Annotated in this window: 15 protein-coding genes; 10 read left to right on the forward strand and 5 right to left on the reverse strand. The window is 63.6% G+C overall.

From position 1 onward, the window contains the following. Positions 1 to 201 precede the first annotated feature (201 nt). Complete coding sequence (locus ACYG9Y_RS07960) at positions 202 to 906, forward strand: nitroreductase (protein WP_023670762.1); 705 nt, start codon at positions 202 to 204, stop codon at positions 904 to 906. An 18-nt stretch (positions 907 to 924) separates the two neighbouring features. On the opposite strand, the gene ACYG9Y_RS07965 is transcribed toward ACYG9Y_RS07960, so the two are convergent. The 5 genes from ACYG9Y_RS07965 to ACYG9Y_RS07985 form a co-directional block, all read right to left on the reverse strand. Beyond that, complete coding sequence (locus ACYG9Y_RS07965; RefSeq protein ID WP_023739107.1) at positions 925 to 2367, reverse strand: MFS transporter; 1443 nt, start codon at positions 2365 to 2367, stop codon at positions 925 to 927. A gap of 157 nt (positions 2368 to 2524) precedes the next feature. Then, on the reverse strand, positions 2525 to 3112 hold the full coding sequence (gene soxG / locus ACYG9Y_RS07970; RefSeq protein WP_023739106.1) for a sarcosine oxidase subunit gamma family protein: 588 nt from the start codon (positions 3110 to 3112) through the stop codon (positions 2525 to 2527). A gap of 22 nt (positions 3113 to 3134) precedes the next feature. After that, positions 3135 to 6146: a sarcosine oxidase subunit alpha gene (locus ACYG9Y_RS07975; protein ID WP_023739105.1), complete on the reverse strand. Its 3012-nt coding sequence runs from the start codon at positions 6144 to 6146 to the stop codon at positions 3135 to 3137. Next, on the reverse strand, positions 6143 to 6439 hold the full coding sequence (locus tag ACYG9Y_RS07980) for a sarcosine oxidase subunit delta (RefSeq protein ID WP_023710790.1): 297 nt from the start codon (positions 6437 to 6439) through the stop codon (positions 6143 to 6145). The genes ACYG9Y_RS07975 and ACYG9Y_RS07980 overlap by 4 nt, the downstream gene beginning before the upstream one ends. An 11-nt stretch (positions 6440 to 6450) precedes the next feature. Then, positions 6451 to 7710 carry a sarcosine oxidase subunit beta family protein gene (locus ACYG9Y_RS07985; protein ID WP_023699269.1) on the reverse strand — a complete coding sequence of 420 codons (1260 nt, stop codon included), beginning with the start codon at positions 7708 to 7710 and terminating at the stop codon, positions 6451 to 6453. A gap of 318 nt (positions 7711 to 8028) precedes the next feature. Here ACYG9Y_RS07985 and ACYG9Y_RS07990 point away from each other — a divergent pair, with 318 nt between their 5' ends. The 9 genes from ACYG9Y_RS07990 (at position 8029) to ACYG9Y_RS08030 (ending at position 19006) form a co-directional block, all read left to right on the forward strand. Further along, positions 8029 to 10518: a mechanosensitive ion channel family protein gene (locus ACYG9Y_RS07990; protein ID WP_023739104.1), complete on the forward strand. Its 2490-nt coding sequence runs from the start codon at positions 8029 to 8031 to the stop codon at positions 10516 to 10518. Positions 10519 to 10663: 145 nt separating this feature from the next. Then, positions 10664 to 10927 carry a hypothetical protein gene (locus ACYG9Y_RS07995; RefSeq protein ID WP_023670370.1) on the forward strand — a complete coding sequence of 88 codons (264 nt, stop codon included), beginning with the start codon at positions 10664 to 10666 and terminating at the stop codon, positions 10925 to 10927. A 207-nt stretch (positions 10928 to 11134) separates the two neighbouring features. After that, positions 11135 to 12568, forward strand: a complete 1434-nt coding sequence (locus ACYG9Y_RS08000; protein ID WP_023739103.1) for a UbiA family prenyltransferase — start codon at positions 11135 to 11137, stop codon at positions 12566 to 12568. 3 nt (positions 12569 to 12571) lie between these two features. Continuing rightward, positions 12572 to 13924, forward strand: coding sequence for an FAD-binding oxidoreductase (locus ACYG9Y_RS08005; protein ID WP_023739102.1), 1353 nt, complete (start codon positions 12572 to 12574; stop codon positions 13922 to 13924). A 124-nt stretch (positions 13925 to 14048) separates the two neighbouring features. Next, positions 14049 to 14492 carry an EamA family transporter gene (locus tag ACYG9Y_RS08010; protein WP_023688097.1) on the forward strand — a complete coding sequence of 148 codons (444 nt, stop codon included), beginning with the start codon at positions 14049 to 14051 and terminating at the stop codon, positions 14490 to 14492. Then, positions 14489 to 15496, forward strand: a complete 1008-nt coding sequence (locus ACYG9Y_RS08015) for an NAD-dependent epimerase/dehydratase family protein (protein WP_023739101.1) — start codon at positions 14489 to 14491, stop codon at positions 15494 to 15496. The genes ACYG9Y_RS08010 and ACYG9Y_RS08015 overlap by 4 nt, the downstream gene beginning before the upstream one ends. A 67-nt stretch (positions 15497 to 15563) precedes the next feature. Then, a complete protein-coding gene (locus ACYG9Y_RS08020) occupies positions 15564 to 16994 on the forward strand; it encodes an aspartate aminotransferase family protein (protein ID WP_245260443.1) in 1431 nt (476 codons plus the stop codon). Between the two features lie 33 nt (positions 16995 to 17027). Then, positions 17028 to 18254 carry a glycosyltransferase 87 family protein gene (locus ACYG9Y_RS08025; protein WP_023739099.1) on the forward strand — a complete coding sequence of 409 codons (1227 nt, stop codon included), beginning with the start codon at positions 17028 to 17030 and terminating at the stop codon, positions 18252 to 18254. Beyond that, on the forward strand, positions 18251 to 19006 hold the full coding sequence (locus ACYG9Y_RS08030) for an FkbM family methyltransferase (protein WP_023688101.1): 756 nt from the start codon (positions 18251 to 18253) through the stop codon (positions 19004 to 19006). Before ACYG9Y_RS08025 ends, ACYG9Y_RS08030 begins: the two co-directional genes overlap by 4 nt. Positions 19007 to 19090: the final 84 nt, after the last annotated feature.

Here is a 19090-nt window from a genome sequence, read left to right on the forward strand (position 1 = left end):
TGAGAGCTCACGTCCGTGAAAAAATCAAGCGAATTTTCATGTACACACAAGATTTGCTTGCGCGATTTTGGCGGTTCATGCAAAGGCTCTGGCACGAGCGGCGGGTGTGGGAATGCGGGTCGGCGACCAAGGATTGAAATCTGCGCAAGGTCTTTTCCGATAGCCGGTTCGGCTTTCGAAGTGTGCGCAAAGGGACGGCCCATGCTGGAAAAAAACGGCCTGGCAGCGCATAACGCGGCTGTTGTCGACGAGGCGATCATCTCGCGCCGTTCGGTGCGCGCCTTCCTGCCCGACATGGTCGATGACGAGACGATCCGAGCCATTCTTGGCGTCGCCGCGCGCGCGCCTTCGGGCACCAATATGCAGCCCTGGCGGGTCTATGTCGTCAAGGGCGAGGTCAAGCAGCAGATCACCGATGCCATCCTGAATTCCGGTATCCGGGCCGAAAAGGCCGATTGGGACGAGTATCGCTATTACCCCACCCAGTTCTTCGAGCCGTATCTCACCCGCCGCCGCGCCAACGGTTTCGGGCTCTATGGGGCACTCGGCATCGGCCGCCGCGAGGTCGACAAGATGCGCGCCCAGCACGACCGCAACTTCGTCTTCTTCGACGCGCCGGTCGGCATGATCTTCACCATAGACCGGCGGCTGAACCAGGGCTCGTGGATCGACTACGGAATGTTCCTGCAGAACATCATGGTGGCCGCGCGAGGCAGGGGCCTGCACACCTGCCCGCAGGCCGCCTTCGCGCCCTATCACCGGCAGATCCGGCCGGTGCTCAACATCCCCGATGAGGAGATCGTCGTCTGCGGCATGGCGCTCGGCCTCGAGGATACGTCGAAACCCGAAAACGACTTCCGCACCGACCGCGTGCCGCTGGAAGAGTGGGTGACATTCAGCGGCTAGGACTCGGCTACCGGGGCCTCATTCCACGTTCATCTGCGCGCCGTGGCCGCTGACATGGGCGCCGTCCTGCGGTGTCAGTCTGAGATAGGCGATCAGCGCGCACAACGTGATGACGCCCTCGACCACGAACAGGATGCGGAAATCGTTGGTCACCGCCGGCCTGCCGCCAGCCAGGAACGACAACAGCGCCGCCGCCAGGCCGACGCTGATCGCCACCCCCAACTGCCACAGTATGTAGTAGAGCGCGCTGAAGCGGGCGAGCTGGTCGGGCGCGATGTCGGAATAGGCGAGGTTGCCGGTCGAAGCCCACTGCGCCGAGCGCAGAACGCCGAAGGCAAAGATATAGACGAGCACGATCCAGACCGGCGTTGTCGCCTCAATCGAGGCGAAGCCCGCTACCATGGCAGCAACGATCGGCGTGTTGACGACCAGCACGCGGCGAAAGCCGAGACGGTTGAGCAGGCGCGGCATGAACACACGCATGATCAGCGAGCCGATTGCGGCGACGAAAGTCAGCGATCCCGCCTGCACCGCGCTCATGCCGAAGCCGAGCTGGAACATCAGCGGCAAAAGGAAAACGACCGAGCTCAGGCCGATCGTGTCCAGCCCACCACCGGTGAGGAAGGAGATGCGAAAGGTGCGGATGCGCAGGAGTTTCAGGTCAAGCAAGGGGTTGCGGGCGCGCAGGCAGTAGAAGGAAGCAAGCGTCAGGATGACGATCGCCAGCGTCAGCTCGGCCGCGATCATGCTGCCGGCGGCGTCTTTGGCCGCAAGCGAATCCATGCCGAAGACCAGCAGGACCATGCCGCTGCCGACCAGCAGGAAGCCCGGGAAATCGAACGGCGTGCGCACCGGTTTGGTAACAGTCGGAAACAGCGAGGCGGCAAGAACGGCCGCCGCCAGCGCGAACGGCACGTTGATGAAGAAGATCCAGCGCCAGGAGATATAAGTCGTCAGCGCGCCGCCGACCAGCGGGCCGACCAGCGGTCCGGACTGGCCGGCCAGCGAAATATACATGTTGATCTTCAGCGTGCGGCTGCGCGGGAAGGTCGACAGGATGACGACCTGGCCGAGCGTCCCCATCAAGGCGCCGCCGAAGCCTTGCAGCGCGCGGGCGCCGACCAGCGTCCAGATGTCGTTGGACAATCCGCACAGCGCCGATGACGCGGCGAACACCAGCAAGGCGAAGCAGTAAACGTTGCGCAGGCCGAAGCGGTCGGCCGCCCAGCCGCCGAGCGGCATCGAGATGATCAGGCTGGCGACATAGACGGTGATCAACAGGCCGAGCTGGCTCGGCGGCCGGCCGAGGCTGTCGCTGATACCGGGCAGGGCGGTGACCACGACATTCTGGTCGAGGCTGGTCATGAACACGCCGCAGGCGACCGTCAGCGGCAGCAGGAGCAAGGCTGTGGCCGACACATCGGCGCGATCCGTGGCGCCGGCGGATAGTTCTGCGGTCATGGGGATGTTCGAACCAAACGACGATGCCGACTATGAGACGGGATCTTTTTAATCCCCTGGGCCGGTTGGGCCACGTTCCCCACCATGGGCTTCCATTGGAGCATTCTCTAGCGGCAGAACCGGCTGGCCTTGATGCCAGTGGCCGAAGGCGGGACGGCTACTGCACCTCGTAGCCGACCTCCTCGCTGGCAAGGCAGAGCGCCTTCCAGAACGAGCGGGCGAAGGAGCGGAAGACATAGATGTCGAACTGGTCGGCGCCGGTGCGCTGGATCTGCGCAAAGACGTCGTGATGGGTGGTCGAACGGCCGGAGCCTATGGGGAAGGCGGGCAGCGCAAAGTCGATGGCGAAGAATTTCGCCAGCACCCATTCGGCCTTAGGGCCGGCGATGCGGATAGCGGTGCGGCCATGCGACAGGTCGGTGATCGTGCCGATTGCCGGGGTTACGTCCCCGGCAAAACGCGTCGCCAGGCCCTCGGCGTCGTCGACGGCGGTGAATTTTCCAGGCGCGAAACCGAACGCGGCCTTGCCGTCCTTGGCAACGCCGCCGCCGGCGCCATCGGGCAAATCTAGGCCGGTGACCTTGCGGATCGCTTCGATCAGCTGCTTTTCCGCGCCCGGCCACGCGGCCAGTTGCAGGATCGAGCCTGGCCGGGTCTCGGTCAGGATGACTTCAACGCCATGCTCGAAATTGCCGTGCGAACCCGGATGGGATACCGGCTCGAGCGGTGAGAGGCGCTCGGGCAGTTGGCGTTCGGGTGATTGGCGCTCAGCCATGCATGCGGCTCCCGTCCGGGTCGTAGAAATGGTTGGAGACGATCTCGACGGGCCCGAACCGCTTGCGCAGCGGATCGGAGACAAACGCCCGGGTGCCATGGCGCGCCTTGCCGCCTTCGACCAGGGCCAGCGCGATGTGCTTGCCCAGCGCCGGCGAATAGCAGCACGCGGTGATGTGGCCGATGGAATCGTGCGGATTGGCTTCGTCCAGTTCCTCGACGAGGTGGGCGCCGCCATTGAACGGCCGGTTGTCGAGCGAGACTAGGCCGACCAGCTGCAGCCGCTCGGGCGCGATCAGGCCTTCGCGGTCCATCATCGCCGAGCCGATGAACGGCTTCTTCTTCGACAGCATCCAGTCGAGATGCAGGTCGCGCGCCGTAGTGCGCCCGTCGATCTCCGCGCCGGTGACATGGCCCTTTTCGATGCGCATCGTGCCCAACGCCTCCAGCCCGTAGGTGACCAGGCCGAACGGCTTGCCGGCTTCGACAAGGGCTTGCCAGACATGGGTGCCGTAGCCGGCGCCGCAATAGACCTCGAAGGCCATTTCTCCGGAGAAGGACAGCCGGCAAATCATCACCGGCACGCTTGATATCTCGCCGCGCACGATGCCCATGAAGGGCAGGGCCGTGTTGTCGACGGCGGTGCCGGTGACACAGGCGGCGAGGATGGCCCGCGCCTTCGGCCCGCCGATGGCCGCGCCCGCCCATTCGTCGGATACCGAGGTGACATGCACTTTGAGTTCCGGCCAGATGACGTCGAGGAAATATTCCAGATGCTGCATCACCTTGCCGGCGTTGGCCGTGGTGGTCGTCATCAGGAAATCCTGTTCGCCAAGCCGCCAGGTGGTGCCGTCGTCGAAGGCCAGGCCATCCTCGCGCAGCATCAGGCCGTAGCGGGCCTTGCCGACGGGGAGGGTAGAAAACATGTTGGTGTAGACGCGGTCGAGGAATTCACCGGCATCCGGTCCCTGCACGGCAATCTTGCCCAGCGTCGAGACGTCGACAATGCCGGCACTTTCGCGCGTCGCCCTGGCTTCACGGACATAAGCCTGCTCGACCGTCTCGCCGGCAAGGCCGTAGATCATTGGTCGATACCAGAGGCCAGCGGAATACATCGTTGCGCCATTGGCGAGGTGCCAGTCATGCATGGGCGTCAGGCGCTCGGGTTTCAGATCGCCGAAGCGTTCGGCGGCAAGCGAGCCGATCGACACCGCGGAATAGGGCGGGCGGAAGCGCGTCGTTCCGACTTCGGGGATCGGTTTGCCCAACGCCTCGGCCATGATGGCGAGGCCCGGAACGTTGGAGTTCTTGCCCTGGTCGGTCGCCATGCCGAGCGTGGTGTAGCGCTTCAGATGCTCGACCGAGACGAAGCCTTCGCGATGCGCCAGCCGCACGTCCTCGGCGGTGACATCATGCTGGAAGTCGACGAAGCTTTTGCCTTTCGCCTTGATCTCGAACACCGGGGCCGGATCTGGGTTTCCCGGGGCTGCTTCGACATCCGGCAAGGCTGCCGGCGCAGCCGCTCCGCCCGCTGCGGACAGGCCGGCTGCGCGGCCCTCAGTGATCGCTTCGATGGTCGAGAAGCTGCCGTTGAAAGCACCCGCACCAATCCATTGCTGATTTGGCCAGCGCTGTTGCGTTTGCTTTGGCGGCAGGAAGGCCTGGCGGGCAGGATTCCACTCGGCTCTCGCGCCAGCCTGGCTGGCGAGGTGGATGGTCGGCGACCAGCCGCCCGACATCAGCAGGCTATCGGCGTGGATGCTGCGGGCGTCACCGCTGAGCGCGCCCGAGGTCATGTCGAAGCGCTGCACCTTGAGGCCGGAGAGCGCCTTGCCGCCTTCGGTGGCGACCACGGCATGGCCGGAGAGGATTTCGGCTTCGGCCTCGGTGGCGAGGCTGCGCATTTCGGCCGAAAGCTCGGGGCGCACATCGACGATGGCGACAATAGCCGCCCCGGCCTTCCTCAGCGCCAGCGCCGAGCGATAGGCGCTGTCATTGTTGGTGAACAGCGCGATCCTGTCGCCGGGCAGCACGCCATAATCGTTAGCATAGCGCTCGGCGGCATGCGCCAGCATGACGCCCGGCCGGTCATTGCCGGTGAACACAAGCGGCCGCTCGAAAGAGCCGGTGGCCAGCACCACCGTCTTGGCGCGGATCGCCCAGTAGCGATGGCGCGGCTCGCCCTTGCCGGGCGTTTCCTTGTGGTCGGTGACGCGCTCGAGCGCGGCTAGCGTGTTGCCGTCGTAATAGCCCCACACCGTGGTGCGCGGCAGCAGGCGGACCGTGTCATGGCCTTCGAGCTGGCTGACGGCGCGCGCCGCCCAGTCGGCGGCCGGCGCGCCGTCGATGGCCTCGCCGGACCAGTTGGCCGAGCCGCCGAAACGCGGCCCGAGTTCGGCCAGGATGACGCGCGCGCCCTGGTCGGCAGCGGCCTTGGCGGCTGACAGGCCGGCCGGGCCGGAGCCGACCACCAGCACGTCGCAAAACGCGTTCATGCGCTCGTAGCGCGAGGTGTCGGCGGCAATACCGGCGCGGCCCAGGCCGGCGGCGCGGCGGATGAAATGCTCGCAGAACATCCAGAAGCGGGTGCCTTTCAAGGGGCCGAAGACAGGGCCCATGAAGGTCTTGTAGTAGAAGCCGGCGGCCAGGATCTTGCCGCCGAGCTGGTTGACGGCGTTGATGTCCCAGGCGAGCGAGGGAAAGCGGTTCTGGCTGACGGCCACCAGCCCGTCATAGATCTCGACCATGGTTGCGGCGATGTTGGGCTCGCGCACTTCGCCGCGCAGCACCGTCACCAGCGCGTTCGGTTCCTCGACGCCGGCCGAGAGCAGGCCGCGCGGGCGGTGGTATTTGAACGAGCGGCCGAAAAGCGTCACGCCGTTGGCAAGCAGCGCCGAGGCCAGCGTGTCGCCGCCATGGCCGGTGTAAGGCGTGCCGTCGAAGGTGAAGCGGATGGTGCGCAGGCGGTCGATGCGGCCGCCGGTCTCGGTGCGGCGCGGGCTCACGACTTGCCTCCGGCCTTGTGCCGGGCACCGGCATTGTGGTCGACGCGGGCGAAACCGGTGCTGGAAATCTCATGCGTGACCGTGTTGCGCACCATCCTCAGATGGGTGCGGCAACCGCCGGAATGCTGCCAGATCTCATTGTGGTCGCCGGCCGGGTTCAGCCGGTCGTAGACATAGGCGTTCCAGGCGTCGAGATCCTGCGAGGCGGGCTGCGGGCGCTCGCGGTTGCCGTCGCCTTGATAGGTGAACTCGATGACGTCGCGCGGGCCGCAATAGGGACAAGTGATAAGCATTTGTTTGAACCCTAATGCAGCCGGGGCGTTGCGCCCTGGCCCTTGTCGTCGATCACCAGGCCGCGATAAAAACGGTCGAGCGTGAAGGGCGCGTTGAACGCGTGCGGCTCATCCTTGGCGATGGTGTATGCAAAGCACCAGCCCGAGGCCGGCGTCGCCTTGAAGCCGCCATAGCACCAGCCGCAATTGAGATACATGCCCGGCAGCGGGCCGGTGGTGATGATCGGCGAACCGTCCATCGACATGTCGCAGACGCCGCCCCAGGAGCGCAGCATGCGTACACGCGCAAGGCCGGGAAACAGCGCCAGCATCTCGCTCATCACCTCGTCGACGATGGGCAGGTTACCGCGCTGGGCGTAGCTGTTGTAGCCGTCGATATCGCCGCCATAGACGAGGCCGCCCTTGTCGGACTGCGACATATAGAAATGGCCCATGCCGAAGGTCAGGACCGTGTTGCAGAACGGTTTCAGCGACTCTGTCACGAAGGCCTGCAGCACATGGCTCTCGATCGGCATCCTGTCGATGCCGGCAAGCTGCATCACCCGTCCGGTGCTGCCGGCAACGGCCACGGCGACTTTCTTGCCGCGGATCTCTCCGCGCGTCGTCTGTACGCCGGTGATGCGGTCGCCGTCGCGCAGGAAGCCGGTGACCTCGCAATTCTCGACGATGTCGACGCCGCGTCGGTCGGCGCCGCGCGCATAGCCCCAGGCAACCGCATCGTGCCGGGCGGTGCCGGCGCGTGGCTGCATCAGGCCGCCGACGATGGGAAAGCGCGCGGAGGCCGACATGTCCAGCGCCGGGACCAGGCGCGCGATCTCGGCGGTGCTCATCAGCTCGGCATCGACGCCGAGATGGCGCATGGCGTTGCCGCGCCTGGCCAAGTCGTCGAACTGGCCCGGCGTGTGAGCCAGATTCAGGCAGCCGCGCTGCGAGAACATGACGTTGTAGTTGAGGTCGTGCGAAAGGTTCTCCCACATCTTCATCGAATGTTCGTAGAAGCGGGTGTTGGACGGCAAAAGGTAGTTGGAGCGCACCGCCGTGGTGTTACGGCCGACATTGCCGGAACCCAGCCAGCCCTTTTCCAGCACCGCGACATTGGTGATGCCGTGCTCCTTGGCCAGATAGTACGCCGTCGACAGGCCGTGGCCGCCGCCACCGATGATGATGACGTCATAGGAAGCCTTGGGGTCGGGCTTGCGCCAGGCCGGCTTCCAGTCCTTGTTTCCCTTGAGCGCGTTCGTGAGAAGCGAAAGGGCTGAATATTCCGCCATTCTTCATGTCATCCCTAGAGCATGATGCCGAAAAGTGTGAAGCGGTTTTCGGACGACATCATGCTCTATATCTTTGATTTCTAGAGCCGGATGATTTCAGGTCCAACAGACCTGAAGCCATCCGGCTCGGGTGCGATGCGGCAGACTATAGAGCAGGCGGCGTGCGCAAAGCCAAGATTGCGCCATGGCTTTTCGACTGGCCGACTCCCGCAAGGCGCCCAACTGTCATGCTTCGCCACGACTTGCCCCACGGGATGAGCGTCTCTATCAAGGACCGCTTTAGAGGCGGCCTTTGCCGCCCTTTGAGTCGCCACCATTATGTTTTTTCGCTTCTTTCGCCTGATCCTGGTCCTAGCGCTCGTTGCCTTGGCGCCGCATTCGTTCGGCGCCATGGCGCAGGGGCTGGGCCAGGCGCCTGCCGGGCTGGTCGCCGACCAGCAGAAAATCCTGCAGGGTTTGGCGACGAAGACCGACGCTCTGGAGAAGAAAGTCCAGGAGGACGGCGTCGACGACACCACCCTTGTCGAGATCCGCCTGCAGCTGGAAGAGCTGTCGCGCGCTGCGCTGAACAGCGCGCTGGCGTTTCGTTCGCGGCTGGGAGAGATCAATTCGAGGCTCGAGCAGCTTGGCGCACCGCCGGCTGCCGGACAGCCCCCTGAACCGGACATCGTGACCGGCGAGCGCCAGGCGCTGGCGTCGGAAAAGGCGGAGATCAACGCCGTCATCGCCGGCGCGCAGAACCTGTCGATCCGCATCAATGCGCTGATCGAGAAGATCGGCAACATGCGCAGCGAGCTGTTTCGCAGCGGGCTGACCAAGCGCTATGTGTTGTCCGATGCACTGAGCCCCCAGGTGTTTTCCGACGCAAGGGACGAATACGCCAACTTCTACAGGGCGGTGTCATCGTGGCTGAGCTTTGCCTTCAAGTTCAAGTTCCAGGCGATGCTCGCGGCGACCCTCATGGCGCTTGCTTTGGCGGTGGTGCTTCTGGTCGGTGGGCGCCGCCTGTTTGGGCGCATCTTCGAGCCCGACGCGTCGGTTGAAGATCCGACGTATCTCAGTCGCCTGTCGGTGGCGTTCTGGTCGACCTTGCTGCCGACGCTGGCGGTCAGCGCCTTCCTCGCCTCGACGGTGTTCCTGTACAATTATTACAATGTGCTGCGCGGCGACATAGGCGTGTTCCTCAACGCGCTGGCAGCCGTCATCGCCATAGTGTTCTGTGTCAACCGCCTGACCAATGCGGCGCTGTCGCCTAGCATGCCGAACTGGCGCCTGATCCAGGTCGAGACCGGCCCGGCGCGTTGGCTGGTGCGACTGACGACGGCCATGGCAGTCGTCATCGGCATCAACAATTTCCTGTCGATCGTCAACGACAAGATGGGCTCGCCTCTGTCGCTGACGGTGGCCAGGAGTTTTGTCGCCACCGTGATCGTCGGGGTCATCCTGATCCTGATGGCGCTGCTGAAGCCTTACAAGGACGTCGCTGGGCGCTGGCGCCGCTGGCCGGCCTGGCTGCGCTACACCTGTGTCGCGCTCGGCCTGTTCACGATTGCGGCGGCGCTGTTCGGCTATATCGGTCTTGCCATCTTCGTCTCGTTGCAGGTCGTGGTCACCGGCACCATCCTGCTCACCGCCTATATCGGCTTCCTGTCGGCGCGCGAGATCGGCGAGGAGGGTGGTTTCGCCGGCACGTCCATCGGGCGCTGGCTGAAGACCAATTCCAGCTATGAGGACACCGCGCTCGACCAACTCGGCCTCGTCGTCAGCGTTGCCATCAACCTGATGATCGTGCTGGTGTTCCTGCCGCTGATCCTGTTGATGTGGGGCTTCCAGCCCGGCGATATCCAGGCCTGGGGCTATAAATTGGCGACAGGCGTCACCATCGGTTCGGTGACGATCTCGGTCACCGGCATCCTCACCGGCATCGTCGTCTTCATCATCGGCTATTTCCTGACCCGCTGGTTCCAGGGCTGGCTCGACGGCTCGGTGATGGCGCGCGGCAAGGTCGATACCGGCGTGCGCAACTCGATCCGGCTGGCGGTCGGCTATGCCGGCGTCGCGCTCGCCGGCCTCGTTGGCATCTCGGCGGCGGGCATCGATCTCTCCAATTTGGCGCTCGTTGCCGGCGCACTCTCGCTGGGTATCGGCTTTGGCCTGCAAAATGTCGTGTCCAACTTCGTGTCCGGCCTGATCCTGCTCGCCGAGCGGCCGTTCAAGGTCGGCGACTGGATCGTCGCCGGCGACACCTCAGGCACGGTCAAGAAGATCAGCGTGCGCGCCACCGAAATCGAGACCTTCCAGCGGCAATCGGTGATCCTGCCCAATTCGAACCTCATCAACAACGCCGTCGGCAACTGGACGCACCGCAACAAGCTCGGACGTGTGGAGATCAAGGTCGGGGTGGCCTATGGCAGCGACGTCAAGCGGGTACACGCGGTCCTGCTTGAGATTGCGCGCGGCCATGCGCTGGTGCTGAAGAACCCGGAACCCTTCGTGCTGTTCACCAATTTCGGGCCGGCAGCACTCGAGTTCGAGATCCGCGTGTTCCTGGCCGATGTGCTGAACGGCGCCATCGTTCAGAACGATATCCGCTTTGCCGTTCTCGATGCTTTTGACGCCGAGCACATAGAAATCCCCTCGACGCCGCGCGCCGAGGTCAAGGTCAAGAAGACCGACGCATGGCCGATCGACGACGACAAGGTCGAGGTCGAGTTCGCCGAGAAGGAGCAGGCGGAGGCCAGAGCCGCCGCCGAGGCGAAGCGGCTGGCCAAAACTGGTCGCAAGGCCCGCAAACCCGATCCCAGCTAAGGCCCCAAGCTCCTCCCAAACCAATTGCGGCATGAATGCGGCATTCAGTTGCGGTTCAGCTTGCATCTCATATAAGCTCACATGCAAAGGCGAGAATGCCTTGCGAAATGCAACAGAGGCGGTGTGGAAGCACCGATATTGCAAAATGTGGAAGTCGCTCGTCGTCGCCATCGCTCTTACCGCAGCGAGTGGCTCGGCCTTTGCCGCCAGCGCGGTCAACAAGGATGCTGAGACCCGTACGCTGATCGTGACGGAAGGCGGCGGCAAGACGGAACTGGCGCTGGCCGCCGGCGAAACCGTGGAATTCTGCCCGAACGGCTGTTTCGTCACCTTGCCCAATGGTGACCTCGAGGCCCTGACCGGCTCGGAAACGGTCGAAATCTCGGGTGGCGTTGCCCGCATCAAGTAAAGTCGGCAGGCAGCTCTTGCAGAGGCCGGGCAATGCCCGGCCTTTTCTCGTCTACGGCAACGGTTGCTTAACGATGACGAGGGAAATACCCCGGCGCATATCCGTTGCAACCAGACGTTTTAACGTTCGTTGCGCCGTTGCTCGCTATGCCGGATACCAAGCCGCCGAAACGTGGCGCGACGGGTTTTTGAGCTGAGCAGGAAAGATATGGATGCGCGGTCGGACAAGAACGCAATCCCGCTTGCGGTCGACCTCGACGGCACGCTGATTGCGACCGATCTTCTTTGGGAAGGCCTGTTCATCCTGCTCAAGAAGAATCCGCTCTATGTTTTCCTGGTTCCGTACTGGCTGGCCGCCGGCCCGGCGCGGCTGAAACAAGCGATTGCCGACCGCATCGACATCGATCCGGCCTCGCTGCCCTATCGCGAAGCGCTGCTGCAGCGGCTGCGCGCCGACCATCGCGACGGACGCAAGATCGTGCTGGCGACCGGTACGCCACGCAAGTTCGCCGAGACGATCGCCGCGCATCTGGGCGTCTTCGACTATGTGCTGGCGACCGACGGTCCCCACAACATGACCTCGGGCCGCAAGCGCGACGCGCTCATCGCCGCCTATGGCGACGGCGGTTTCGACTATGCCGGCAACAGCCGGCACGACCTCAAGGTTTTCGGAGCCGCACGCAACGCCATCGTCGTGGCGCCCGACCGCCGTGCGAAGCGCTGGCAGGCCGCGCATAGTGCCGAAAGGATGCCGGCGCCGAAAAGGACATTGAAGACATTCGTCAAGATGCTGCGCGTGCATCAGTGGCTGAAGAATTCGCTGATCGCGGTGCCGATGGTGCTGTCGCATGAATACTTCAACATCAACATGATCTGGCAATGCTTGCTGGCGTTCGTCTCCTTCAGCGCCGTGGCTTCCGCCATCTACATTCTCAACGATTTCTTCGACCTTGCGCTCGACCGCAAGCATCCGACCAAACGCAACCGGCCTTTCGCCAGCGGCGCTTTGTCGATCCCGTTCGGTCTCGGCGCGATGGCGGTGCTGCTGGCGATCGGCATTGCCGCCGGGCTTCTGTTGCCGATCGAGTTCCTGGGCGTGCTCGCCGGCTATCTGGTGGTGACCACAGCCTATTCGCTGTCGTTCAAGCGCATGCTCCTGGCCGACGTACTGACGCTGGCCGGGCTCTACACAGTGCGTGTGCTGGCAGGTGCTGCGGCGACCGGGGTCGAAGTCTCGTTCTGGCTGCTCGCCTTCTCGATTTTCTTCTTCCTGTCGCTGGCGCTGGTGAAGCGCTATGTCGAACTGCGCACCACAGCCATTCCGGTGGGCGAGCGCATTGCCGGTCGCGGCTACCGCATCGAAGATCAGGAGATCGTCGCCCAGGCGGGCATGGCGTCGGCCTTCTCCTCGGCGCTGGTGCTGGCGCTCTACATGGACAGCGTCTCCGTGCGCGAACTCTATCCGCATCCCTGGCTGGTCTGGCCGCTGGCGCCGATCGTGCTGTATTTGACCATGCGGGTCTGGATCCTGGCGCGCCGCAACGAGATGAATGATGATCCGGTCATCTTCATCATTCGCGACTGGCGAAGCCAGATCGTCGTGGTGATCGGCGCCGCCCTTCTGGTCGCGGGAGGCTGGTAGGGCATGGCCGGCGAACGGTACCGGAGTTTTGGCCTCGCCACGCCGGCCGCAAAGCGAGCCATCGCGGCCGACGATGCCATCGCGCTGATGCGAAGCGGCAAGGCGACAAAGAACGCTCTGCTCGCCTATGGCAATGGCCGCTCCTACGGTGATTCCTGCCAGAACGAGCCAGGTGCGGTCGTGGACATGCGGCCGCTGAACCGCATCGGCGCCTTCAATGCCGAGACCGGCCTGCTCGAGGCGGAGGCCGGCGTGTTCCTCTCCGATATCATTGCGCACACTGCACCTTACGGCTTCTTTCCGACTGTGGTCCCAGGCACCCAGTTCGTCACCCTTGGCGGCGCGATCGCCAATGACGTCCATGGCAAGAACCATCACCGGCGCGGCACTTTCGGCTGCCATGTCGAGTCTCTCACCCTGTTGCGCTCGGACGGGCGGACCTACACCTGCTCGGCAACCGACAATGCAAGGCTGTTCGCGGCGACGATCGGCGGCATGGGGCTGACCGGCCTGATCCTGTCGGCCTCGATCCGGCTGATGCGGGTGCATTCGCTCGACATCGCCGAGAAGGTAACGCGGTTTGCCGATCTTGGCGAATTCTTCGAACTGGCCGAGGCCGCCGACCAGGCCAATGAATATGCCGTCGCCTGGATCGACCAGCTTGCCGGTGGCCATGGCCGCGGGCGCGGCCTGTTGTTGACCGGCAATCATGCCGAGTACGGTTCGCATGCGGCGTCTCGCGCCGGCTCCCGTTTTTCAGTGCCGTTCCAGCCGCCGTTCAATGTGCTCAACCGGCCGTTCCTCACCGCCTTCAACGCCGCCTATCGGTGGAAGAAGGGGCGCTCGCCGGGGCCGAGCCAAACCGGCTACCAGGGCTTTTTCTTTCCGCTTGATGGTGTCGGCGACTGGAATCGGCTGTATGGCCCGAAAGGTCTCTACCAGCACCAGAGCGTGGTGCCGGAAAATGTCGCGCGTCAGACCGTGCCGGCGCTGCTCGAGGCGGCGCGACGGGCCGGGCAGGGCTCTTTCCTCACCGTGTTGAAGCGCTTCGGCTCGATCCGCTCGCCGGGGCTGCTGTCCTTTCCGCGGCCAGGCTTCACGTTGACGCTGGATTTCCCCAATCGCGGCGACAGGACGCTGGCCCTGCTCAGCGAACTCGACCGCATCACGGTCGCGGCCGGCGGCGCGGTCAACCCGTACAAGGATGCGCGCATGGGCGCTGATACTTTCGCGGCCTCCTTCCCGAATTGGCAGCGGCTTGAAGCGCTGCGCGACCCGGCGTTCGTGTCCAGTTTCTGGCTGCGGACGGCGAAAAAGCTCAACGTCCGGCCAGGGCGTGTCGAGGCAGCTGAATAGGTACAATCCGAATAGGTCATAGTGAATAGATCGTAAGTTTCGTGGTTTACTCAAAGCATTGTCGTGACTTCACGAAATGTTTGCAGGTTAGTAATAGGACCGTTGCGAGTGGCGGGTGCAAAATATGAAATATATCGTCTTCATTCTGTTTACGGTCATGACCAATGCCGCGGCGCAGCTGATGCTGAAGCAAGGCATGATGTCGCTCGGGCCGATTTCGTTCGAAGGCACCAATCCGCTTTTGAAGCTGTTGCAGATCGTTTTCAGCCCATGGGTGTTTCTCGGCCTGTGCACCTTCGTCATCTCAATGGCTTCGCATCTGTATGTGCTGTCCAAGGTCGAGCTCAGCTTTGCCTATCCGTTCCTCAGCCTTGCCTATGTCGCGGTTGCGATCTTCGCCTATTTCATCTTCCGCGAGGACCTCAATGCCTGGCGCATTGCCGGCATCGCCTTCATTTGCATCGGCACCGTGCTGATCGCGCAAAGCGGTCGAGACTTGGGCGGGAGCGGGCATGACGACCAAACCGCTTCCATCATCCCCGACAAGACCAGCGAGATCGTTCGATGAGACATGTTATTTTCGGCGGCGACGGCTTCGTCGGCCGTCATCTTGCCCCGAAGCTTGTGGCCGATGGTGAAGAGGTTGTCGTTGCCGACATCGTCAAGAGCGACCTGACGCACTATCGCAACGTTCGCTTCGTCACCTGCGATGTCACGGATACGGCCTCGGTGGCCAACATCGGATTGAAGGCCGACGACATGGTCTACAACCTGTCGGCCAAAATGCTGTCGCCGATCCAGGTGCGGGCCAAGCGTCACGACTTCTTCTTTCCGGTGAATTTCCACGGCACCGAACACATCATGCAGGCGATGGACAAGGCCGGCGCGTCCAAGCTCGTCCACTACACCACCGACATGATCTACGGCCACACGGTCACCCAGCCGATGACCGAGGAGCACCCGGTCGCACCGCTCGGCGAATATGGCTGGTCGAAGCAGAAGACCGAGGAGCTCGCCGCTCAATGGCGCAAGCGCGGCATGTCGATCTCGCTGTTTCGCCCGCGTCTGATCATCGGTCCCGGCCGGCTCGGGATCCTGGAAAAGCTGTTCAAACTGATCGACTGGAATTTTCCTGTGCCGATGATCGGCTCGGGCAAGAACCCCTATCAGTTCATCTCGGTGTTCGATTGCGCGGAAGCTGCCCGCGCGGCCTGGAAGGCAGGCGTGCCCAACCAGGCCTATAATCTGGGCTCCCTCAATCCGCCGCCGGTGAAGAAATTGCTGGGCGACCTGATCAAGCATGCCGGCTCGAAATCGCTGCTGATCCCGACGCCGGGCTGGGCGGTCAAGCGCACCCTCGACCTGCTCGATCTCATGAACATGCCGATCATGGATCCCGAACAATATCTGATCGCCGATGAGGAGTGCGTGCTCGACGTATCCAAGGCCGAGCGCCAGCTCGGCTGGGTGCCGCAATATCGCGACGAAGACATGCTGATCGCCGCCTACAGCGAATACCGCGCCAAGAAAGACGGGCTTGCCGTCACCGCCAATCATGCCCCCGCCGAATAAGTGGGACGACCAGGAGAACTCCGAAATGACCGTCATGGCCAAGCCTGAGCAGACGAACGCGCGCACCATGGTCGGCGCGCCGGCGTTGTCGCCTACCGCCATCGCCAAGCCCGACCTGATCAGCGTCGAGCAGGCGAAGGCGATGGATGTCGCGCGCATGACCGACCTGTTCAAGGCGCATCTCAATCCGGGCCAGCTGCATTTCATGAAGCTGCTCGGCTTCCACAAGATCAAGATCGAGCGTGCCGAAGGCATGTTCTACATCGACCAGAACGGCCGCAAGATTCTCGACTTCTTCGGCGGCTTCGGTTCGCTGGCCTTCGGCCACAACCATCCGCGCATCCTGGAGGCCCGGCGCAAATTCCAGGAGGAGAAGCGCCAGGAAATCGCCATCGCCTTCATGTCGCAATATGCATCGGCCCTTGCGCACAACATCGCCAAATGCTCGCCCGGCGATCTCGACATGGTGTTTCTGGGCTCGTCGGGTTCGGAAGCGATGGAAGCGGCGGTGAAGCTCGCCGAGCGCGCCGCCGGGCCGAAGAGGCCAAAAATCGTCTATGCCGAGAATTCCTTCCACGGCAAGACCAAGGGCGTGCTCGGCATCACCGACGGCCAGCTCTACCGCGCGGACTTCAAGATGGCTGAGAACACCGTGCGCATTCCGTTCGCCGATATCGAAGCGGTCGAGCGGCTGTTCCGCTCCGACCCGGAGGTCGGCGTCATCGTACTCGAGACCATCCAGGGCGGCGGCGGCATCATCCAGGCAGAGGCGCAATACTGGCAGAAATTGCGCGCGCTCTGCGACCACTATGGGGTGCTGTGGGTGGCTGATGAAGTGCAGTGCGGCTATGGCCGGTCCGGCCGCTTCTACGCCTTCGAACATTATGGCGTCGTGCCCGATGTGACGGCGCTGGCGAAATCGCTCGGCGCCGGCAAGGCGGCGGTCGGCGCGATGATCGCCCGGCGCGAGGTCTATATGAAGGCCTATGGCACGCCGAAGACGGCGATGATCCATGCCATGGCCACCTTTGGCGGCATGGGCGAGGCCTGCGTCACCGCGATCGAGGGCATCAACGTGCTCTATGATGAGGGGCTGATCGACAACGCCGCCACTACCGGCGACTATCTGCTTCAGCGCCTGCAGGCGCTGAAGCAGAAGTACCCGAAGATCATCAAGGATGTGCGCGGCAAGGGCTTTATGGTCGGGCTCGAGTTCCACGACTTCTCGCAGACCTTGCCGATCGTGCTGCGTCCGATCGTCAGCGTCCTCGACGACAAGCTGAAGGGCTCGCTGTCGGGCTTCGTCGGCGCGCTGTTGCTGCGCGACTATGACGTGCTCGTCGCCTTCACCGAATACAACCGCAACGTCATCCGTCTCGAGCCGCCGCTGATCTGTCAGCGCGAGCATGTCGACCATTTCGTCGATGCCTTCGATAGCCTGCTGTCGCGCGGCATCGTGGGGATCGTGAAGGATTTCGTCAAAAGCCAGGTCCGTTAAAGAAGTCCGTTGAGCGAAGTCCCGAGTCCGACAATGCTGAGCAAGTCTCCCGCCCCGCAAAACACACTCGACCGGCTGACCGCGGCCGCTCTGGCGTGGGGCGAGGGGATTTATGCGCGATGGGCCGCGCCAATCGGCGCGATCGCGTTTTCGCTCTATATCCTGCTTACGGCGTTTACCGCCTGGACGATGCCCGATGCCAATTGGGACATGCTGCCTTATCTCGCAATCGCCGAGGAGGGCGCTTACCCCGATGCGCAGGCATTGCATGACTATGCCTACAGGACGGTCCAGGCCGGCGTTTCGGCCGCCGACTACAAGGCGCTGACAGACGATGGCGGCGGCTTCCGCAGCCATATGGCGCAAAATGCCGCCGACTTTCACTCGCTGCTTGGCATGTACCGGATCAAGTTCCTCTACGCCGAGATGCTGTCGACGATGAGTTCGGTGATGTCGCCGGTCGAGGCGATGCGGGTGCTGCAGGTGGTCTCGGTGCTGCTGTTCGGGATGATCACGCTGCTCTGGTTGCGAACCGAAGGCGCGTTGGCGCTGGCGCCGGTGGCCGGCGCGGTGCTGATCATGGCCGATTTCGGCGACGCGGCACGCGCCTCGACCCCGGATCTGTTGTGCTCGGCCCTGTTCCTCGGCGGCCTACTTGCCTATATGCGCGGCCGCGAGGCAGCGACCGCTGTCCTGCTTTTCCTCGCCTTCATGGCGCGGCCGGACAACATCGTGTTCCTGGCCGTTTTCGCCGTGCTGCTGCTGGTCTTCCGGCAGCGGGCGTGGGGCGCGCTGGCCGGCTTTGCCGCGTCCTTCGTCGCCTATTTCGCGATTTCGCACTGGGCCCAGCATCCCGGCTGGTGGCCGCATCTGTGGTTCTCCAGCATCGAGCAGCACTACAATATGGATGGCTTCGAGCCGCCGTTCTCGGTTGGCGCCTATCTCAAGGCGTTTGCCGCATCCTTCATTCGCGCTATCAGCATCAACAGCTGGGTCGGGGTCTCGGTTCTGGCGCTGGCCGCGTGGTTTGCGCTCGGCCGCGCCGGCTTCCGGCTCGATCGCCGCGCCGGCATCCTGCTTGCAGCACTGGTGCTCGGCGTGCTGGCGAAATTCACCGTCTTTCCGATCCACGACACCCGCATCTACTTCCCGAACCTTCTGCCGCCCTACCTTTTGCTTGTCGGCCCGATCATGGCGCTGTGGGCGTCGGCAAGCCTGAATGGAAGGCGGCCCATCGCCATACCTGGAGGTAAGCCATGAGTTCCATTTCCGGGCTGGCGCGCATCGCCCTTTCGCTCGGCCTGCCCGCCGGCCTGCTCGATCGGGGGCCGGCGTTGCGTGGCACGAAATTCCTGGCCAAGGCGGCGCTGAAGGCGCGGTTTGGCGGTGGGCAAGCCTTCCAGATGGTCAATGTCGGCGCTTGCGACGGCGCGCTGTTCGACGACGTCACGCCGTGGCTGCACCGCATTCCGCGGGCGCGGGCCGTGCTGGTCGAGCCGATCCCGTACAATCAGAAGCGGTTGCGGGCCAACTATCCCGACACGGAACGCTTCGTCATCGAACCGGTCGCGGTGACGAAGACCAAGGGCACGATCACCGTCCACACTTTCGATGCCGCGGCACTCGAGGCCGGCACGCTGCCGATCGAGTTCATCGGCTGCTCGTCGGTCACCGACACCAATCTGATGTCGGGCAAGAATGCCTGGGGCGAGGACGACGCCAATTTCAACAAGTTCGCGCCGCACGTGAGGGATATCGAGGTGCCGTCGGAAACGCTGCAGACGCTGCTCGACCGCAACGGCATCACGCATATCGACGCCTTCCTGGTCGATTGCGAGGGCGCCGACTGGATCGTCTTCGAACAGCTCGATCTCAAGCGCTATCGTCCGGGCATGATCAAGGTCGAGGTCGGCGCGCTGCCGGCGGCCGAAATCGGCGAGGTAGTGGTCAAGCTCAAGACATCAGGCTACCAGGTCGGCTTCCAGGCCGAGGACATCTGGGCCTTCGCCTGAGATAGATCGCCACTGGCGGCACGCCGGCGCGCCGGGTCGCGTCGCATCCGCGACGTGTCGCAAACAGGCGGTAGCTCCATCCAC

Source organism: Mesorhizobium sp. W050 (genome assembly GCF_054719535.1).